Origin of the sequence: Aliarcobacter vitoriensis, from assembly GCF_003316695.1 — a bacterium.
Lineage (GTDB): Bacteria > Campylobacterota > Campylobacteria > Campylobacterales > Arcobacteraceae > Aliarcobacter > Aliarcobacter vitoriensis.
Window position 1 is genome coordinate 38,335 of record NZ_PDKB01000015.1, and the last position, 18,916, is coordinate 57,250.

Sequence of the window (18,916 nt, forward strand, 5' to 3'; positions counted from 1 at the left end):
AAAAAATCATAAAAAAGTATAGATAATTTTAAGAAATTTTATTATCCATTCAAGAATATTCTATTAATATCATTGTAAATTCCAAGAATCATCAAACATCCTAAAATTATCCATCCCATAATTGTTAAAAACATAAAAACTTGTTCACTTGGTTTTTTTCTAGTAATCATTTCATAAAGATTGAACATAATATGACCACCATCAAGTGCTGGAATTGGAAGAAGATTTAAAACTCCTAAATTTACAGAAATTAAAGCGGTAATTGTAAGTAAAGCTATAAATGAACTCTCGCTAGCATCACTTATAACCTTTCCAATAGTTATAACGCCACCAATTTCACTAGATGGAATAATCCCTGAAATCAATTTTTGAATACCTTGAAAAATCATAGTTGAAGCAAAAATAGTTTTTTCATAAGCATATACTAAAGCTTGAGGAATAGTCAATTCTAGTGTTATTACTTTTCCTGAAGGAGCTATTCCTATCATCCTTTTTTGAATTTTTTCATTAAATATATTTTGGCTATCACTAATTTGCGGAGCTATTGTTTTTACTAAAATTTGATTATCTCTTTTTACAAAAAATTGTAAAGTCCCCTGTGTTGTTGTGATAATTTTTCCTATTTCATCCCAAGATTTTATTTCTGATTCATTTATCCTTATTATCTCGTCATTTGCCATTAAACCAGCATAAAAAGCAGGAGAATTTTCTTGAACATTCCCTATTTGAGCTGCCCATGTGTTTGCTCCCATTAGTGCAATAGTAAAATAAAGAATAGCAGCTAAAATAAAGTTTGCAAAAGGTCCTGCAAATAAAATTACAATTCTTTGCCAAGGTTTTTTAGTATTGTATGAATCATTACCAGTTTCAACCAAAGTTGGTTTTGAATCATCTTGACCTTTCATTTGAACATAACCACCAAGAGGAATCATTGCAAATTGCCAAGTTGTTCCAGCCCAATATTTAGAATATATTGCTTTTCCAAAACCTATTGAAAACTTTTCAACTTTTACTCCAAAATATCTTGCAGCTAAAAAGTGTCCTAATTCATGAAAAAAAACTAAAAAAGATAAAACTAATATAAAAGTTATAGTTCCCAAAAAAAGCCCTTAATGTTTGAAATAATCTCTTGTATATTCATATCCTGAATATATAGTTAAAATAACAGCTAACCATAAAATATACGTTGCATAAGGCCAGTTCATAGTTAAAAATCCAATAGCAATCATTTGTACAACAGTTTTTATTTTTCCTGCCATTGTTGAAGCTACATCTTTACCTTCACTAACTGCAACAACTCTAAGTCCAGTTATAAAAAACTCTCTTGAAAGTATTAAAAATACAGCCCAAGCACTTGCTCTATCAATTACCATAAGTCCTAAAAAACCAGCTAAAACTAACATTTTATCTGCAAGTGGGTCTAATATACCACCCAATTTTGTCATTTGATTCCAAGCTCTTGCAATAAAGCCATCAAAAAAGTCTGTAATAGAAGCTATTACAAAAATTAAACCTGCAAAATAATCAAACCAAGATATATGCCAAGATGAAAAAATAGGATTTGCTCTATCAATAAAAAACCATAGCATTAGCGGAGCTAATGCTATTCTAAAAAGAGCTAAAGTATTTGGAAGATTTAATGATTTTCTCATTATCTAAAAGTTGTCCCACCATCAACAATTAATGTATGACCAGTAATCCAAGAAGCATCACTTGTACATAAAAAATAACAAGATTGTGCTAAATCTTCTGGCTGACCAATTCTATTTAAAGGAGAGTATTCAGCAGTCTTTGCTTTTACTTCTTCATAGTTTGTAAATGCTTTAAGTGCATCAGTATCTATTGGACCTCCTGAAACTGCATTTACTCTAATATTAAATTCACCTAATTCATTTGCAGCATATCTAACCATTGCTTCAACAGCTGCTTTATTTGTTCCATGTCCTGCATAATTTTCAATATAAACTAAATTCCCAGTAGAACTTAAACTTACTATTGCTCCACCACCAATTTTTTGCATTCTTTTTGCTGCTTGTTGTGCACCACATACGAAAGCATTTACTGTTGCAGTATAAATATTATTTAGTCCTCTTGGTTTTAATTTCATAAATTTACCATAACCACCAACAACGGCTCTTCCATAAATCATAGCATTTGAGATGAAAAAATCGACTCTATCAAAATCTTTATCTATTTCCTCAAATAGCTCACCATATTTTTCTGGCTCTAGGATATTAAAAGGATAAGCTTTACATTTTACACCAAATTCTTTTTCAACATCTTTACAGATTTCTTCTGCTATTTCACCATTTGAATTGTAAGTAAATGCTACATTTATACCATTACTTGCAAATTTATAAACACACTCTTTACCAATACCTTTTGTTCCACCAGAAATTACTAAAGTTTTCCCTTGCATGTTATTACTCATTATTTTATTACCTCATATTTTTCTAAAGTTTTTTCTAATTTTTTCATTGTTTCAGCACTTGGTGCAGTTAATGGAAGTCTAAATTCTAAACTATCTAAAAGACCAGATAAATACATGGCTGCTTTTATTGGTATTGGATTGCTCTCACAAAACAAAATTTTATTTAATGGATAAAGTTCATTATGAATTGCTAAAGCAGTTTTAAAATCTCCTGATAATGCACTATTTACAAGTTTTGATTTTAAATTTGGAAGTAGATTTGATGTTACAGAAATTATCCCTTTTGCACCACTTGCGAGCATTGGAAAATCTACACTATCATCACCAGAAATTACTACAAAATCTTCTCTTTGAGAGATTATTGAAGTTGCTCTTTCTAAAGAACCAGTTGCTTCTTTTATACCTTTGATATTATCTATATCATCAAAAAGTCTAATGGCCGTTTCAGGAAGTAAATCAACTCCTGTTCTTCCAGGAACATTGTATAAAACAAAAGGAATATCCACAGAATTTGCTATTGCTTTGTAGTGTTGATATAGTCCTTCTTGTGTTGGCTTATTGTAATATGGAGCAATTGATAAAATAGCGTCTGCTCCAATATCTTGTGCAAATTTAGCAATATCACATGCTTCATGAGTTGCATTTGAACCAGCACCAGCAACAACTCTAACACCACTATTTTTACATGTTGCAACCGCAACTTCAATACACTCTTTATGCTCTTTGTGTGATAAAGTTGCACTTTCTCCTGTTGTTCCAACTGGAGAAACAGCATCTATTCCTTGTGCTATTTGTCTTTTAATTAATTGTTCATATTTTACTAAATCTACTTTACCATTTTTAAATGGGGTAACAAGTGCGGTCATCGAACCAATAACTGTTTCCATACTTTTCCTTTATTTATTTTCTTTTTTTAAAATAAGAGTTGTTGAATTTGATTTTACTAAATATTTTTTAGCAACTTCAACAATATCTTCAACTTTTAAATTTTCAAGTTTTTTTTCATAATCTAAAAGGGGTTTTATATTATCTCTTACAAGATAAGTTCCGTATAAAGATGCTACTTCACTTGAGCTTTCTAGTGAGAAGATAAAATCTGCTTTTGTATTTATTTTGATTTTATCTAAATCTTTTTGTGAAATTTCACCTTTTTGAATTTTTGCAATTATATCTAAAATCTCTTTTTCTATTTTTAAAGCATCAATATTTTCATTTGCAACAGCTAAAAACATAAATACCCCAGGGTCTTTTAACTCCATATTATAAGCATAAACTGTATTTACTAATCTTTTTTCATCAACTAAGTTTTTCTGTAAAATAGAGCTTTTACCACTACTTAGAAGTTGAGATAAAGCTGAAAGAGCTACTTGATCTTCATGTTCAAAATTTGGAATATGATAAGTCATAGCCAACATTTCAACTTCTGAATCTTTATATATAGTTACTTTTTTTTCTCCATCTTGCTTTGGTTCAGTAGTATGAATAGCGTTTGGAATCTCTTTTGTATTTTTTATATTCTTAAAATGTTTTTCAACAAGTTCAAAAACTTCATCTTTTTTTATATCACCTGCAACAACTACAATCGCATTTTTTGGTTGATAGTAAGTTGAATGAAAATCTCTTATATCTTCTATTGTCCAGTTTTGAATATCACTCATAAATCCAATTGGAGTCCAGTGATATGGATGATAAATATAAGTGTTGTTGAATAATCTAAATTGTAGATAACCCATTGGATTATTGTCTGTTCTCCAACGTCTTTCTTCAGCTACAACATCACGTTCTGGTTGAAATTCTTCATCTTTTAGAGTTAAATTTTGCATAAGTTCTGCAAATAACTCCAAAGATTTATCAGCATTTTTTGAAGATGATTTGATAAAATAGTGTGTATAATCAAAACTTGTTCCAGCATTATTTACTCCGCCAAAACCTTTTACTATTTCATCAAATTCTCCTGATTTTAGATTTTTTGTAGATTTAAAGTTTAGGTGTTCTAGCATATGTGCTATTCCACTTTTTCCCATAACTTCATTTCTACTTCCAACTTTATAAAAAACATCAGTTGAAATTACATTTGAGCCATTCTCCATTGGAATTGCTACTATTTGTAAACCATTTTCTAAAGTTTTTGTGTAATATTTTGGCAAACTATTTGCACTCATTAATTCTCCCATAAAAATAAAAAATATAAAAAATTTAAAAACAAAATTCATTATCTTAAATTTGCTCCAATTGCTTCACTAACTGTTTCAAAACCATCTTCTTTTAAAAGTTCTAAAATCTCTTGATTTATTTTTCTTACCATTGAAGGTCCTTCAAACACAAGTCCAGAATAAACTTGAACTAAAGATGCACCGTCTTTTATTCTTTCATATGCTTGTTTGCCATTTGAAATTCCACCAACACTTATTAAAATAGCTTTTCCAAATAATTCACGTGCAATTTCTTTAAAAAGTTTAGAAGATTTCTGTGTTAAACAAGCACCACTTAATCCACCAAAATCTTTACAATTTGGAACTAAACTATAATCAATAGTTGTATTTGTAGCTATTATTCCAGCTGCTCCATTTGAAATTGCAGTTTTACATAGCTCAATTGCCTGATTTGCTTCCATATCAGGAGCAATTTTTAATAAAATTGGTTTAGATGTTAAAGTTTTTGCCATAGTGAAAAGTTCACTTATAAATTTTTCATTTTGTAAATCTCTTAAATTTGGAGTATTTGGACTAGATATATTTATAACCAAATAGTCATTATATTTTTCAAATTTTTTAATTAAACTTTTGTAATCACTTAATGCAAACTCTTCAGGTGTATTTTTGTTTTTACCAATATTTACACCAATTGGGATAGAAAAAGGATAAACTTTTTTCAAATTTTTTAAAACAGCATGAGAACCTAAATTATTAAATCCCATTGCATTTTGAACAGATTTTTGTTCAGGATATCTAAACATTCTTGGTTTTGGATTTCCATCTTGTGGCATTGGTGTCATTGTCCCAATTTCAGTAAAACCAAATCCCATACTTTTCATAGCTTTTATCATTGTTGCATTTTTATCAAAACCAGCTGCAAGTCCTACTGGATTTTCAAATTTTAAACCAAAAATTTCTTGATGAAGTTTTTCATCATTAATATAGTTTTTTTTCTCCATATAAGATTTTAAAATCTTGCAAGAGCCAACTGTCTTTAAACCACATTCTGCAATATGATGAGCTTTTTCTGGGTCAAATAAAAATAGTATTTTTTTTAGTGTTTCATAGCTAAACAAAATCTTTCCTTTGTAAAAAATTGAATTATATTATCAAAAATTTGCTGAATTATATAGTCTTTGATACTCTTGGCTACTTTTTAAAAGTTCTTCTTGAGTTCCAATATCTACTATTTCTCCTGCTTTAAATACAGCAATTTTTGAAGCATTTTTTATTGTACTTAGTCTATGTGCTATAACAATAGTTATCCTATTTGGACTTACTTCATTTATCACTTCACTAATAATTGATTCACTTTTATTATCAAGTGCTGAAGTTGCTTCATCTAAAATTAAAATTTTTGGTTCTTTATACAAAGCTCTAGCAATAGCAATTCTTTGTCTTTGACCACCACTTAAATTTGTTCCAAATTCATCTAAAGTAGTATGAATACCTTTTTTCATTTTTGATACAAAGTCATAAGCATGAGCTTTTTTTAATGCTTCTATAACTTTTATCTCATCTAATTCTTGTCCATAAGCAACATTTGAAGCGATTGTATCATTGAAAATATAAACTCTTTGAGTAACTATTGAAACACAATCCCTTAATGCTTGTAAATCAAAATCTTTTATATTTTTATTATCGATTTTTATTTCGCCACTATTTACATCATAAAATCTTATAAGTAAATTTATAAGTGAAGATTTTCCACCACCACTATCTCCAACTAAAGCAAGTATTTCACCTTTCTTTACTTCAAGATTTATATTTTTAAGTGCTACTAAATCATCATATTTTAAACTTACATTTAAAAAATTTATATTTTTAACATCTTCTATTTGAGTGATATCTCCAGATGTAATATTTGGTTTTATTGCAAAAATATTATTGATTCTTTCATTTGCAGCAAAGGCATCTTGCATTTTGTTGTATAAAGAAGATATTCTTTTTATTGGAGTATATAGCATAAAAAGTGCTGCAATAAATGAACTAAATTCTCCTGTTGATAGCTCTCCACTTACAACTTTACTTCCACCTACTAAAATAACAGCACCAAAAGCAATAGCCCCTAATGTTTCCATAACTGGAGAAGTTAAGGCGTTTGTTTTTACAGCTTTCATATTGTACTTAAAAAATATCATATTAAAAACTGAGAATTTTTTTGTTTCCATATTTTCTGTTGAGTTTGCTTTTATAATTTCAATATTATTAAAAGATTCTGTTAAAGATGAAGTGATATCAGAGTTACTTTCTTGAGATTTAAAAGATAGTTTTTTCATCCTTTTTGCTAAACGAGTAAGCGGATAAACAGCAAGAGGAAGAACAACTAGACCATAAAAAGCAAGTTCAGGAGAACGATAAATTACTAAAGACACCAAAGCAACAATTGTCAAACTTTCTCTTAAAATCTCTGCTAAATTATTTGAAACAGCTGCTTGAATTCTATTTATATCATTGATTATTCTACTTACAAGTTCTCCACCATGTGTTTTTTGAAAAAATGAAATATCAAGTTTTAAAACATGAGAAAATAGATTATCTCTTACAATTCTTGTAATATCTTGACCTATATATGAAATAAAATATGTTTGAATATATCCACCAAAGCCTTTTGTTGCATATAAAGCTATAACTATAAAAGGCATTATATAAAGCATTTGTTGGTCTTTATTTATAAAAATATCATCTAAAAGTGGTTGTATTGCATAAGCTGTCCCAGCTGTTGCCAAAGCAACCATCAATATTCCTAAAATTGAGTAAAATATCTCTAGTTTATAATTTTTATAAAATGGTGAGTATTGTTTAAAAAAATCTTTCATATATATCCTAAGTAAATTGCATAAAAAAAGTCATAGATTTTAACAAAAATTAGCTAAATTAAGACTTTTTAAACATTTTAATAAACTTATCAAAGCCAAAAGCTTTGATAGTAAGATAAAAAAGAATAAAACCACTAAGAGTACTTGCAAACGCCAACCCAGCTGCTTCATAAGGATATATTAAAGCCAATGAAAATACGATATTCCAAAGTAAACTTTGCATAGATATTTTGGCACTTAACATTTGTTGTTCTTTTGCATAAAGCCAAAGTGAAAATATTTTTGCTAAACCAAATGGTAAAAGACCTATTAAATACATAGTCAATATTAAAGCTGTATTTTTACTATCTTCACTTGTAAAAGCACCTCTTTCAAATAGAAGTTTTATTATAAAATTATCAAATAATATTCCTACAATCATAGATATAGTTAAAACACCAAATAAAATAAAAGATGATTTTTTCATCAATTTTAAAGCTTGATTTTCATCTTTATTTTTTATTGCACGTGCGACCATTGGAAATAGGGCTATTGAAGTTGCTATTGCAAAAATAGCAAGTGGTAATTGAAAAACTCTATTTGCATAATACAGATAAGATATTGAACCACTTACTAAAAAAGATGCTAACCAAGTATCAATAAAAGCCGAAATATGTAAAGTTGAAGAACCAAATGTTGCAGCTAAAAAGTTTTTATAAAATTTACTTTCTTCTTTTTTCTTATGCTTTTTAAAAGTGAATATTTTACATAAATTTGCTCTTTTTATAGCTATTAAGTGCACTAATACTTGTAAAATTCCACCAATTATAACTCCAAAAGATAGATAAAAAGTGATTGTATAACTATCCATTCCTTTTGCAATAATCAAACTAGCAATCATTGAAAGATTTAAAAGAGCAGTAGAGTATGCAGTTGTTGCAAAATGGTGTTTATATTGAAGCAATGCTCCCATAAAAGTAACTATAAATATTAAAGGTAGATAGTAAAAATTTATAGCAAAAAGTGGAGCTGCTAAATCGATAGTATCACTGCTAAATCCAATAGCAAAAGCTTTTGCTACAATATGAGAAAAAAGTGTTACAAACAAAGATAAAACAAGCAAAAAAGCAATCAACTGTAAAAATATGATAGATGAAAATCTAACTTTATGCTTCGATTTTGCATAAGATGGTATAAAAGCTTGTGTGAAAGCTCCATCTGCAAATATACTTCTAAACAGATTTGGGAATTTAAAAGCAATAAAAAATATATCAGAGTATATATTTGCTCCTAGTATTGAAGCAGTCATTAAATCTCTTACAAATCCAGTAATTCTTGAAACTAAAATCCCACTACTATTTGTAAAAATAGATTTTATTAATTTTATATTTTTCATTTTTCTACTTTATAATCTGTTTTTTTATGAAAAATTATTTGCATATTTCCTTTAAATGAACCTAATTGTGCTTCTAAGATGTTGATTTTTTCACCATCTTTTGGAAGAATTGACTTATCTTTTGCAAAAATGTTTATAGTTTTATTATTGAAAAACAACTTTCCTTTTCGTATTTCACCACTTAGATTTGTTATAACTTCATTTTCATATTTAAAGTCAAAAATATCAATCTTTGAAGCATCCAAAAATAAAGTTTTATAATCATTTACTTGATTTTTTTCTTTTAAAATGACAAACTCTTTTATCTCTTTTAATCCATAAAAATCATATATTTCATTTACTTGAATATCATAAGAATAACCTAGTTTTAAATCTTTTGCATCTTTAAAAATATATATTGCACGACTATTTTTTTGTTTGATTATAGCTTGATTTTCATTTTTATAAATTACTACAATATCATCTAAAAATGCAGGTAAAATAAGTTTATTTTTATCATATAAAGTTGCAATATCTGTGATTTTTTTATCTAAATTTAGGATATTTATAGGATTTGTATCATTTTCTTTTAAAGAAAAGTTTGCAAATATTGGAAGATGGTCTGAATATCCTTCTCCTTTATGGATTTTATTCTTTATCCCTTGGCTCATTTGCCATCTTACTATTTGACCATTTTTATAAAGATAATCTGGCTTAAAAATAGTAAAACTATTTGGAATATATGATAGGTTTTTATTATCAAAAAGTGCAGGAGCAACTATGATATTATCAGGAGTATTATTTTGATTTTTAAATTTTGTTGAAAATCTTTCAAAATTTTTTACTTCAAGCCATAAATTATAATGAACTCTTTTTTTATTTCCTAAAATATCATCTAAAGTTAGAAATTTATCTTCAATAGTTGTATTTAAAATATGATTTATTCCAGTTATTCCATTTGTTTGGTTTAGTTTTAAGTTTTTCTTAAAAGTTTGAAATTCATTGTAATCAGAGTTAAAATCTCCAACTAAAATATAGTCATAGTCATTTGGCAAATCTTTTAGTCTATCTTGTAAAGTTTTTGCATATTTTACTCTATAAGTTTCACTTGCTCTTTTTGATGGCCAATGATTGTTAAATATCTTGAATTCAATATCATTTTTTACAAAAGTTGTTTCTAAAATAGGGCGATAAATTGCATTTGTAAATTTTACATCAATTGAAGCAGAATTCTTTATCTCTATTTTTGACAAAATTCCCAAACCAACAGCAGATTTTGGATATTTTATAAAACTATAATAACTATATTTTGGAAGTTTTTGTTTTAAAAGTTTCATTAAACTTTCATTTTCTATCTCTTGTAAAGCTATAATATCAGCATCTAAATCTTCAATAACTTTTATAATATTATTTAGTTTTATATTAAAATTTCTTTGATTCCATAAAAAATTGCTATTTGGTATAAACTCATCATACTCTGTTTTATCATAATTTAAATCAAAAAAATTCTCAACATTGTATGAAGCAACTTTTATATTTTGGGCATTTAAAACTATACTAAAAATAAAAATGATCAAATATTTATACAAAACTTATTCCTAATTTTTTTGAAATATTAGCTAAATAAAGTTTTTTAAGAGTTAAAAATTGGATATTTAATTAAATATTTTTTAATAAGATTTATTTGTAAATTAAAGAAAGGTAAAAAATGTTATACTAGTAAAACAATTAATTAAATGAATATAATTTATTAAAAATTTAAAGGAAAATAATGACAAATTTTGCAAATTTGCTAAAAGAATATGATTTGAAAGTAACACCTCAAAGAGTAGCTATTGTAGAAGAACTTTATAAAAATGGACATATGAATATAGATGATTTATATAAAAAATTATTGGATAGATTTCCATCTGTTTCATTAGCAACAATTTATAAAAATATTAATTCAATGGTTGAAAAAGTTTTTTTAAGTGAAGTTAAGATTCCAAATTCAAGAACTGTTTATGAGCTAGTAAAAGCTGAACATGCACACTTAGTTTGTTCTAACTGTGGGTACATTGAAGATATAATACTTGATTCAAGCGATGTTCTTGAGCAAGTTTCAAAAATAAGTTCTTTTAAAATTGAGAGTACAAATATAGTTTTAAATGGTATTTGTATAAAATGTTCTAAATAGTCTAATTTTAGACTATTTATGAATTTCTAATTATCAGGCTATCTGGAAGATTAAACTCTTTTATCAACTCTTCTTCTTTTTGTCTATGTTCACCCTTATCAACTTCATGGTCATATCCCAAAAGATGTAAAATTCCATGAATAAATAGTAAACTTAACTCTTCAATTTCACTATGTCCATACTCTTTGGCTTTGTCTTTTACAAAATCTATTGAAATTATTATTGTTCCTAAAGGAACATGTGAGAAATCTCCTTCAAAAGGAAAACTTAAAACATCAGTCGGTTTATCTTTTTGTCTATATTCTTTATTTATTTCTTGTATTGTTAAGTTATCTACTATTAAAAGCTCTATATCTTTTTGTGTAAGTTTTGAAGCTATATTTTCTATTATTGCTATATCAAATCCAAAATCTGTTTGATTGTCTAAATCTATCAATTATTTATCCTATTTTAAAACTTTTTTTGTAGTATATACTTTTTACTATAAATCTAAGGAGAAATGATGATTTTAGAAGTAGGAACAAAAGCGAATATAGAGTATAAAGTATTGAAAAAAGATTTAGCTGCAAATCTTGAAATTTCAAAAGATGATGGTTTTCCAGAAGTTTTTGCAACTGCTAGAATGGTTGCATTGATGGAGTGTAGTGCTGCAAAGATGATGATACCTCTTTTAAAAGAAGGTGAATTAAGTGTTGGAGTAGAAGTTGATATAAAACATCTTGCCCCAACTTTGGAAAATGATATAGCTATTTCAACTGCAACTTTTATAGGAATGGAAGGAAAACTTTATAAGTTTGAAATAGAAGTTATTGATAGTGGAGGAATTTGTGGAATAGGTACTCACACAAGAGCGATAGTTTCAAATGAAAGACTTATGACTGGTGCTAAAAAAAGACTCGAAAAGTAGGGCTTTATGATAGAGTTAAAATAACTCTATCATTTTAGATACTTCATCAACTTCAAAAGTTTTGATATCTAGTTTTAAATTTGTTTTTTGAGCAATTACAGCTTTTTTTATACCTTGTGCTTGAGCTTCTTTTAGTCTTAAATCTATACTATAAACATCTTTTATTTCACCAGTTAAACTAACTTCACCTATAAAAACTGACTCTTTTGAAATAGGTCTATCTCTAAAGCTAGAAATTATCGCAGCAATCACAGCTAAATCAGCACTACTCTCTTTTATTTTTATTCCTCCACTAATATTTATAAAAACATCATAGTGATTAAAAGGTAAATCAAGTTTTTTTTCTAAAAGTGCTAAAAGCATAGTTAATCTATTTGTATCAAATCCAGTTGCACTTCGTTTTGGATTAGGGAAAGTTGTTTCACTTACAAGTGCTTGAACTTCGAGTATTATCGCACGACTTCCTTCCATAGATACAGTTAAACTTGAACCACTTTGTGATTTACTTTTATCAAAGAATTTTGAAGCTATATCTTTTGCACTTATTAGTCCTTCAGCAGTCATTTCAAAAATACCAATTTCACTCGTACTTCCAAAACGATTTTTAAAGCCACGAAGCATTCGCAGTTCTCTACTTGCTTCTCCTTCAAAATATAAAACTGTATCAACCATATGTTCTAAAACTCTTGGACCTGCAATACTTCCATCTTTTGTAATATGTCCAATTATAAACATAGCAATATTTGACTCTTTTGCTTTACGCATAAGTTCAAAAGTTATCTCTCGAACTTGACTTACACTTCCAGGAGCTGATGTTAGATTTGAAGAGTAAATAGTTTGAATAGAGTCAATAATACAAACTTCATAATCAACTCTAAGAAGTTCATCCATAATCTCTTCAAGTTTTATCTCACTCAATAAAAATAGGTTTTCACTATTTGCTTCAAGTCTATTTGCTCTTAGTTTTATCTGACCAGCACTCTCTTCTCCTGATACATAAAGGACTTTTTTACCACTGATTGCGATACTTCCAGCAACCTTTAGTAAAAGTGTAGATTTACCAACCCCAGGGCTTCCACCTATCAAAGTTAAACTCCCTGGAACTATGCCTCCCCCTAAAACTAAATCAAATTCATAATTAAATGAAGAAAATCTTGTAACATCATCTTGTAAAATTTCAGTTATTGGTTTTGCTTTTGAAGTTGAACTTGAAACTTTTATAGATTGTTTTAAAACTTCTTGTTGTTCTTGATTTAACTCTATAAAGCTATCCCAAGAGCCACAATTTGGACATTTACCAAGCCATTTTGTAGATTGTTCTCCACAATGCTGACACTCAAAAAGTGTAATTTTCTTTTTTGCCATAAAAAAACCTTTTAAAATTTAATGGATTCTAACATAATAAGTTTATATCTTCTAAAAATATTACAAATTGTAATAAATTTGTCAATATAAATTTTACTTCTTTAGAAACTAAATTAAAATTATAGATGTAATAATTTACTCATTTTTGTTACAAAAAGTAACTCCAAGCAACAAATTTCAAAATTCTTTTGCAAAAATTGTCCATTTTTTTCATTTAAATCGTCTTACTATATAGAGAAACAAATTCTCAAAATTAATACAAAGGATTAGAAGATGAAAAGAAAGATTTTCATATCAGTATTAACATCAATGATGTTAAGTGGAACAATGTTAAATGCAAAAGAGATAAGTTTGCAAGAAGCAGTAGAGAATATAGTAAAGAAATATAATGTAACATATATTTCAAAAGCTAATAATCTGAAAGATAAAAGTATAGATTCGCAAAAAATGAGTTTCGGGGGGGGGTACGGTATTAAGTAATCTAAATAGCGTACTAGAAGAACATAATCTCAAAGCTATCGAAGAAGATAGCATAATCTATATAATAGAAAAACCACAATATCAAAACTTTGGTAATACTACTGTTTTAGATGAAATATCTGTTTCTAGTTCTAATTATAAAAATGGAAGTGCTGAAAGTGGATATTTAGTAGAAGATGTAAAAACTTTAGGAGTTTGGGGAAATTTATCTCTTCAAGATACACCGTACTCAATGACAGTTTTATCGAGTGATTTATTAGAAAATACTATTACTTCAAATATGAATCAAGTTGCAAAAGTAAATCCAGTTATGAAAAATGATGAAAATGCTTCACAAAATGGTGAGATTTCAACAGCAATTAGAGGATTTAGTGTTGCACAAGCTTTAATAGATGGAATACCACTTCCTTTTTCTTTTTTTGGTACAAGTACAAATGAAGTTGATAGAATAGAAGTTATTTCTGGTCTTAGTGGGTTCTTATATGGTGGTGGAAATGTAGGTGGAACTATAAACTATGCTTTAAAATATCCAAAAGCAACACCATTTACAAAAGTAACACTAGGAAATAATGGTGGACAAAACTACTATACTTCAGTTGATACTTCACAAAATATTACTGATAAATTAAGTGTTAGAGTATTTGGTAATTATCAAGGTGGAGATACTGCAATAGAAAACTATGAAGATGAAGAAAAACTCATAGGGGTATCATTTGCTTATAAGCCAACTGATAATCTTGATTTAGGACTATATTATGCTCATAGAGAATCAACAACTGGTGTAAAACCTACTTGGATTATAACGGGGAAGAGACCTGATGCTTCTAGTTTTGATACAAAGAAAGGATATATTCCTGATTGGGCTAATGTAGATGTTGATAGTGATAAATTAGAGTTAAAAGCAAACTATAACTTTAGTGATAATTTAAGGCTTAGAACAGCATATATTCATAAAGATGCAGATAGAATAAGACCATATTTTTATAATTTTATAAATACAAATACAGGAAATTTAGGACGAACTTTAGATTGGAATTACAAACAAACAACTAAAAATGATGGAGCTTATGCTTATTTAGATGGAGATTTTAATACAGGTTCTATTCATCACTCTTTAACTTTTGGTGGCTCTTTAGGAACAGAAAAGTTTTATGCTAGTGGATGGCATGATAATGCTTGGGATGCTCCTCTTGGTAGTAAAAATTTGGCTGATTATAATAACTGGAACTATACAATTCCAAATAGTACAGTAGAAAAAGGTTTATCTAGGAAACAATTTAAATCAAATATAGTTTTAGGTGATAATATCACTTTTAATGAACAATGGAGTGCTTTAATTGGAGTAAACTATACTTCAATGGAAATGAAAGATTATGATAATAATGGAAATTTAGATGGAAGTTATGATAAATCTAAATTAACTCCTACAATATCTCTTATTTATAAACCAATAGAAGATTTAACAACTTATGTAACATATATAGAGTCACTTGAAAATGGTTCAGTTATAGATAATCCAGCAGATACAAAAGATGGGCAAGTTTTTGACCCACTTACAAGTAAACAGTATGAAATTGGAGCAAAATGGAGTATAAATCCTGATTTACTTTTAAGTACTGCACTTTTTAGAATAGAAAAAGCAAATAATTTTACAGAATATTTTGCTGATAATGGAAATGGTAAAACACAAACAACAACTCAAGATGGTGAACAAATAAATCAAGGCATTGAAATTTTACTTACTGGAAAACCAACAGATAGTTTAACTTTGATGGGTGGTGTTACATATCTTAGTCCAAAAGTAGAAAAAACAGAAGATAAAGCACTTGAAGGCAAAGAGTCTCAAAATGTAGCAAAAGTTCAAGCAAAAATGTATGCAGAATATAGACTTCCAGTTTCTCCAAAAATATTTTTAAATGGTGGAGTTTACTATACTGGAACTCAATGGGTTGATAGTGCAAATACGCAAAAACTTGATGCTTATACAACAGTTGATTTTGGTGCTAGATATGAAACAAAACTAGATGGATATGATACTACTTTTAGAATCTATGCTTCAAATTTAACTGATGAAAAATATTGGGCAAATTCTTATATTTTAAGTGATCCTAGAAGTGTTGCTTTTAATGTAACATTAAAATTTTAAGCTATAAATTTCTATGAAAAATAGTTTTAATCAAAGTATGAGGTTTACTCATACTTGGGTTTCTTTGATAGTTGGTTGGGCTATATTCTTTATACTTGTAACTGGAACTCTCTCTTTTTTTAATTATGATATTACAAGATGGTTAGAGCCTGAACGACCACTTGAAGTAAATCTAGTGCAAAAACCACAAGATGAACAGTTAAATGCTATGTTTGATTTTATGGAAAAAGTTGCTTCAGAAGCAAAAGAGTGGGAAATAAAACTTCCACATATACAAAATCAAACTCCAAATGGAGCTATTAGAACTCAGATAAAAGTAAGAAGTTCTTTGGATTGGGGTAAAAGTTGGTATTTTAATCCTTTAACTTTAGAAGAGATAAAACCAACACAAGTTAGACAAACGGAAGGTGGAGAACTCTTCATAACCTTACATCATCAGTTTTATTATATAGATAAATATTTAGGGATTATCCTTACTGGAATTTTGGCTTTTTTGGCTTTAGTTACTGTTGTTAGTGGAGTAATTATTCATAAAAGAATATTTAAAGACTTTTTTACTTTTAGAAGCAATCGTAATAAACGCTCTTGGCTTGATATTCATAATATTTCAGGTGTTTTAACTCTACCTTTTGTAGTGATGATACTTTATACTGGACTTGTATATTATAGTCCTTATTATGTAACTATTCCATATAAGATGATAGCTGATAAAAAAGAAGAAAGAAAAGAAACAAAAAAAGCTTTAGAGGATAGTAGTTCTTTGACTATTTTGGAGCGACCAACAGCAAATATAAAAGATATGCTAGTTGAAGCTGAAAAAAAATTTGGAGTTGGAAATATAGCTTATATAGAAGTTGGTAAAAATATAACACAAGGTTTATTTATAGATTTAAAACCACCTTTTGGAAGTGAACTTACAAGAAGTCAATCATCAGATACAACTATGAGATTTGATGCAATTACGGGTGAAAAATTAGAAATTATTGATAGTTATAGTACAGGAACAAAACTTTTTAGAAGTTTAGTTTCACTTCATGAAGCTTGGTTTGCTTCATATCCTTTAAGATGGTTATTGTTTATCTGTGGAGTAATGTCTTGTATTATGGTAGTAACTGGCTTAAATCTTTGGGTATTAAAAAGAAAAGAAAAAAATATCTCTTTTGGTTTTAAAGTTGTAGAAAAACTAAATATTGGTGTTTCTGTAGGACTTTTAGTTGGAGTTGCAGGATTTTTTATAGCAAATAGAGTTTTACCAACTATTATGTTTGAAAGAGCTAGTTGGGAAGTTCATATTCTGTTTTTAGTTTGGCTTTGGTTTATACTTTATGCTTTTGTGCAACCAGTTAAAAAAGCTTGGGTTGAGAGTTTTTATATAGCTAGTTTTAGTTTTGCCTTAATCCCTATAATAAACTTTTTAACTACAAATAGACATTTAGGAGTTACTTTAAAAGAGGGTGATTTTGTACTAGCAATGGTTGATATAACTATGCTTTTATTTGCTTTGTGTTTTGCTCTTTTTGGATATAGACTTCAAAAAAAATGGCAAAGAGTTGAAAATGTAAAAGATGAAGAATTAAAGGAGCAGTTATGAAAAATATGGATATGTTTTTTAGAGTTTTAGCTGCTACTTTTGGAACTTACTTTTTAGCTTCTGCAATTACTACTTTTATTTTAGTTCTTTTAGAAATAAATCCAAATATTCAAGAGATAGTTGAAGCTTTTAAAATAGAGTTTTTAATAGGAATTGCAGTTATACTTTGGGTTTTTTATACAAAAAATATAATTAAAACTTTGATTTATATAGTTGTTTGGACTTTTGTATCTTTTGCTTTAAGTTTTTATTTACTTAAAGGAGGTGTTTTATGATGCCTAATATTTCTATCTTTGGATATTTATTTGTAATAATTTTGGCAATTATTGGATTTTTATTTTTGGCAATGGGAAGTAAAAAAGAGAGTTTAGTTTTACTAAATCGCGAAATTTCAAATAAAGAAAGAATTTTATTTAAAAGTTTTGGTTGGAGTTTTTTAGTAGTTACTTTTTTTATTTGTGTTTATCTTTGGACTTTTTCTTATGGAATGTTTTTGTATTTAGCAGTATTGATTTTAGCTTCACTTTTGGTGATAGTTTTTATAGGATTTAAAGCTTATAAAAAAGAGAAAAATAACTTTGAAAATATAAGTTCTAAAGTAGAAAATGAGAGTTTAGAGAAGTTTAGATTTGCAAAAATTGTAGGAATAATAGCTTTAGTTTTATTGCCTTTAGGTGTTGCTTATAGTTTATTTACACTTCCAAAACACCCACTTGTAAGTGAAAATGCAATAAAAGATAAAATAGGTGAGTTTGAGTTTGTGTTAGCTGAACATATAAGTGGAAAAGGATTTATTACTCCTCAAGGTATGCCTATGCAAACTTTTCATTTGAGATTTTGCCAAGAATGTGATTTGAAAATAAAATATGCTTATTTAAGAATAAATAAACCAAGAAATTTAAGTAATGCAGGAATAGTTTTTGATTCACCTTATTGGGATAGGACAAGTACAATTCAACTAAATAATCTAAATGAGAAAAGTGAACTTTGGCTTACAGTTGTAAGTAGCAATGGAGAAGTTTATCAAAAATCTTGGAATATAAAAGAGACTTTTCCAAAAACTTTGGAATGGCTAGAAAAATATAAAATGGAGAATATGAAATGATAAAGATAAAAAATATAAAAAGATTTATGTTTTTATGTTTGTTTGTACTTTTACCAAATGTTGCTTTGGCTCATTCACCTTTTTTTATGTGTGAATATGATGATGGAAAAATACATTGTGAAGGTGGATATTCAGATGGTTCAAGTGCAAGTGGAGTAAAAATAAAGCTAATGAATGATGATGGTAAGGTTTTAGAAGAAAAAAAGCTTGATAAACTTTCAAGTGTTTCTTTTGATAAACCAAATATGAATTTTTATATCTTGTTTGATGGTGGAACTGGACATAGTGTAGAAGTTGAAATGGGAGATATTTCTGGGTTGTGAAATATTCTAAGAGAAAAGAGGGCA

19 protein-coding genes are annotated in these 18,916 nt (G+C 27.8%); 8 read left to right on the forward strand and 11 right to left on the reverse strand.

What is annotated here, in order from left to right; all coding sequences use genetic code 11:
• Nucleotides 1-41 precede the first annotated feature (41 nt).
• Genes rseP through CRU91_RS09060 form a run of 9 tightly spaced genes read right to left on the reverse strand, consistent with a single transcriptional unit; the run spans nt 42 to nt 10,388 of the window.
• Nucleotides 42-1,100 carry an RIP metalloprotease RseP gene (rseP, locus tag CRU91_RS09020; protein ID WP_113894900.1) on the reverse strand — a complete coding sequence of 353 codons (1,059 nt, stop codon included), beginning with the start codon at nt 1,098-1,100 and terminating at the stop codon, nt 42-44.
• A gap of 9 nt (nt 1,101-1,109) precedes the next feature.
• Nucleotides 1,110-1,652, reverse strand: a complete 543-nt coding sequence (pgsA, locus tag CRU91_RS09025) for a CDP-diacylglycerol--glycerol-3-phosphate 3-phosphatidyltransferase (RefSeq protein ID WP_222718442.1) — start codon at nt 1,650-1,652, stop codon at nt 1,110-1,112.
• Complete coding sequence (locus CRU91_RS09030; RefSeq protein ID WP_113894902.1) at nt 1,652-2,431, reverse strand: enoyl-ACP reductase; 780 nt, start codon at nt 2,429-2,431, stop codon at nt 1,652-1,654. The genes pgsA and CRU91_RS09030 overlap by 1 nt, the downstream gene beginning before the upstream one ends.
• Entirely contained in the window at nt 2,431-3,318 is an 888-nt protein-coding gene (dapA, locus tag CRU91_RS09035; RefSeq protein ID WP_113894903.1) for a 4-hydroxy-tetrahydrodipicolinate synthase, read from the reverse strand. The genes CRU91_RS09030 and dapA overlap by 1 nt, the downstream gene beginning before the upstream one ends.
• Before the next feature lie 9 nt (nt 3,319-3,327).
• Nucleotides 3,328-4,593, reverse strand: a complete 1,266-nt coding sequence (locus CRU91_RS09040) for a M16 family metallopeptidase (protein ID WP_371317927.1) — start codon at nt 4,591-4,593, stop codon at nt 3,328-3,330.
• A gap of 50 nt (nt 4,594-4,643) precedes the next feature.
• Entirely contained in the window at nt 4,644-5,702 is a 1,059-nt protein-coding gene (locus tag CRU91_RS09045; RefSeq protein WP_113894905.1) for a quinone-dependent dihydroorotate dehydrogenase, read from the reverse strand.
• A gap of 33 nt (nt 5,703-5,735) precedes the next feature.
• The gene (locus CRU91_RS09050; protein WP_113894906.1) at nt 5,736-7,445 is read right to left on the reverse strand and encodes an ABC transporter ATP-binding protein; all 1,710 of its coding nucleotides are present in this window, start codon (nt 7,443-7,445) and stop codon (nt 5,736-5,738) included.
• A gap of 58 nt (nt 7,446-7,503) precedes the next feature.
• The gene (gene murJ, locus CRU91_RS09055; RefSeq protein ID WP_113894907.1) at nt 7,504-8,820 is read right to left on the reverse strand and encodes a murein biosynthesis integral membrane protein MurJ; all 1,317 of its coding nucleotides are present in this window, start codon (nt 8,818-8,820) and stop codon (nt 7,504-7,506) included.
• Nucleotides 8,817-10,388 carry an endonuclease/exonuclease/phosphatase family protein gene (locus CRU91_RS09060; protein WP_113894908.1) on the reverse strand — a complete coding sequence of 524 codons (1,572 nt, stop codon included), beginning with the start codon at nt 10,386-10,388 and terminating at the stop codon, nt 8,817-8,819. The genes murJ and CRU91_RS09060 overlap by 4 nt, the downstream gene beginning before the upstream one ends.
• Before the next feature lie 182 nt (nt 10,389-10,570).
• Between CRU91_RS09060 and CRU91_RS09065 the strand changes: the two genes are divergently transcribed.
• A complete protein-coding gene (locus CRU91_RS09065) occupies nt 10,571-10,975 on the forward strand; it encodes a Fur family transcriptional regulator (RefSeq protein ID WP_113894909.1) in 405 nt (134 codons plus the stop codon).
• A 16-nt stretch (nt 10,976-10,991) separates the two neighbouring features.
• Here the strand turns inward: CRU91_RS09065 and ybeY are convergent, their stop codons facing one another.
• Complete coding sequence (gene ybeY, locus CRU91_RS09070; RefSeq protein WP_113894910.1) at nt 10,992-11,411, reverse strand: rRNA maturation RNase YbeY; 420 nt, start codon at nt 11,409-11,411, stop codon at nt 10,992-10,994.
• A gap of 66 nt (nt 11,412-11,477) precedes the next feature.
• Between ybeY and CRU91_RS09075 the strand changes: the two genes are divergently transcribed.
• Complete coding sequence (locus CRU91_RS09075) at nt 11,478-11,882, forward strand: thioesterase family protein (protein ID WP_113894911.1); 405 nt, start codon at nt 11,478-11,480, stop codon at nt 11,880-11,882.
• A gap of 15 nt (nt 11,883-11,897) precedes the next feature.
• Here the strand turns inward: CRU91_RS09075 and radA are convergent, their stop codons facing one another.
• Nucleotides 11,898-13,247 (reverse strand): DNA repair protein RadA, encoded by a 1,350-nt coding sequence (radA, locus tag CRU91_RS09080; protein ID WP_113894912.1) that lies wholly within the window; start codon nt 13,245-13,247, stop codon nt 11,898-11,900.
• Nucleotides 13,248-13,520: 273 nt separating this feature from the next.
• Here radA and CRU91_RS09085 point away from each other — a divergent pair, with 273 nt between their 5' ends.
• From CRU91_RS09085 to CRU91_RS09110, 6 genes are all read left to right on the forward strand, one after another.
• Nucleotides 13,521-13,727: a hypothetical protein gene (locus CRU91_RS09085; protein WP_113894913.1), complete on the forward strand. Its 207-nt coding sequence runs from the start codon at nt 13,521-13,523 to the stop codon at nt 13,725-13,727.
• A 115-nt stretch (nt 13,728-13,842) separates the two neighbouring features.
• Nucleotides 13,843-15,873, forward strand: coding sequence for a TonB-dependent receptor (locus CRU91_RS09090; protein ID WP_257119028.1), 2,031 nt, complete (start codon nt 13,843-13,845; stop codon nt 15,871-15,873).
• A gap of 13 nt (nt 15,874-15,886) precedes the next feature.
• Nucleotides 15,887-17,464 carry a PepSY-associated TM helix domain-containing protein gene (locus CRU91_RS09095; RefSeq protein WP_113894915.1) on the forward strand — a complete coding sequence of 526 codons (1,578 nt, stop codon included), beginning with the start codon at nt 15,887-15,889 and terminating at the stop codon, nt 17,462-17,464.
• The gene (locus tag CRU91_RS09100) at nt 17,461-17,739 is read left to right on the forward strand and encodes a hypothetical protein (protein WP_113894916.1); all 279 of its coding nucleotides are present in this window, start codon (nt 17,461-17,463) and stop codon (nt 17,737-17,739) included. The genes CRU91_RS09095 and CRU91_RS09100 overlap by 4 nt, the downstream gene beginning before the upstream one ends.
• A complete protein-coding gene (locus CRU91_RS09105; protein WP_113894917.1) occupies nt 17,736-18,569 on the forward strand; it encodes a DUF3325 family protein in 834 nt (277 codons plus the stop codon). The genes CRU91_RS09100 and CRU91_RS09105 overlap by 4 nt, the downstream gene beginning before the upstream one ends.
• Nucleotides 18,566-18,892 (forward strand): hypothetical protein, encoded by a 327-nt coding sequence (locus CRU91_RS09110; RefSeq protein WP_222718443.1) that lies wholly within the window; start codon nt 18,566-18,568, stop codon nt 18,890-18,892. Before CRU91_RS09105 ends, CRU91_RS09110 begins: the two co-directional genes overlap by 4 nt.
• The last annotated feature ends 24 nt before the right edge of the window (nt 18,893-18,916 follow it).

Excerpts from the sequence above, each read along its gene's own strand:
- dapA (WP_113894903.1), bottom strand. The coding sequence starts at position 3,318 with ATGGAAACAGTTATTGGTTCGATGACCGCACTTGTTACCCCATTTAAA.
- CRU91_RS09105 (WP_113894917.1), top strand. The coding sequence starts at position 17,736 with ATGATGCCTAATATTTCTATCTTTGGATATTTATTTGTAATAATTTTG.
- CRU91_RS09030 (WP_113894902.1), bottom strand. The coding sequence starts at position 2,431 with ATGAGTAATAACATGCAAGGGAAAACTTTAGTAATTTCTGGTGGAACA.
- CRU91_RS09110 (WP_222718443.1), top strand. The coding sequence starts at position 18,566 with ATGATAAAGATAAAAAATATAAAAAGATTTATGTTTTTATGTTTGTTT.
- CRU91_RS09050 (WP_113894906.1), bottom strand. The coding sequence starts at position 7,445 with ATGAAAGATTTTTTTAAACAATACTCACCATTTTATAAAAATTATAAA.
- murJ (WP_113894907.1), bottom strand. The coding sequence starts at position 8,820 with ATGAAAAATATAAAATTAATAAAATCTATTTTTACAAATAGTAGTGGG.
- CRU91_RS09065 (WP_113894909.1), top strand. The coding sequence starts at position 10,571 with ATGACAAATTTTGCAAATTTGCTAAAAGAATATGATTTGAAAGTAACA.
- CRU91_RS09100 (WP_113894916.1), top strand. The coding sequence starts at position 17,461 with ATGAAAAATATGGATATGTTTTTTAGAGTTTTAGCTGCTACTTTTGGA.
- pgsA (WP_222718442.1), bottom strand. The coding sequence starts at position 1,652 with ATGAGAAAATCATTAAATCTTCCAAATACTTTAGCTCTTTTTAGAATA.
- CRU91_RS09095 (WP_113894915.1), top strand. The coding sequence starts at position 15,887 with ATGAAAAATAGTTTTAATCAAAGTATGAGGTTTACTCATACTTGGGTT.
- CRU91_RS09075 (WP_113894911.1), top strand. The coding sequence starts at position 11,478 with ATGATTTTAGAAGTAGGAACAAAAGCGAATATAGAGTATAAAGTATTG.
- CRU91_RS09040 (WP_371317927.1), bottom strand. The coding sequence starts at position 4,593 with ATGAGTGCAAATAGTTTGCCAAAATATTACACAAAAACTTTAGAAAAT.
- CRU91_RS09085 (WP_113894913.1), top strand. The coding sequence starts at position 13,521 with ATGAAAAGAAAGATTTTCATATCAGTATTAACATCAATGATGTTAAGT.
- radA (WP_113894912.1), bottom strand. The coding sequence starts at position 13,247 with ATGGCAAAAAAGAAAATTACACTTTTTGAGTGTCAGCATTGTGGAGAA.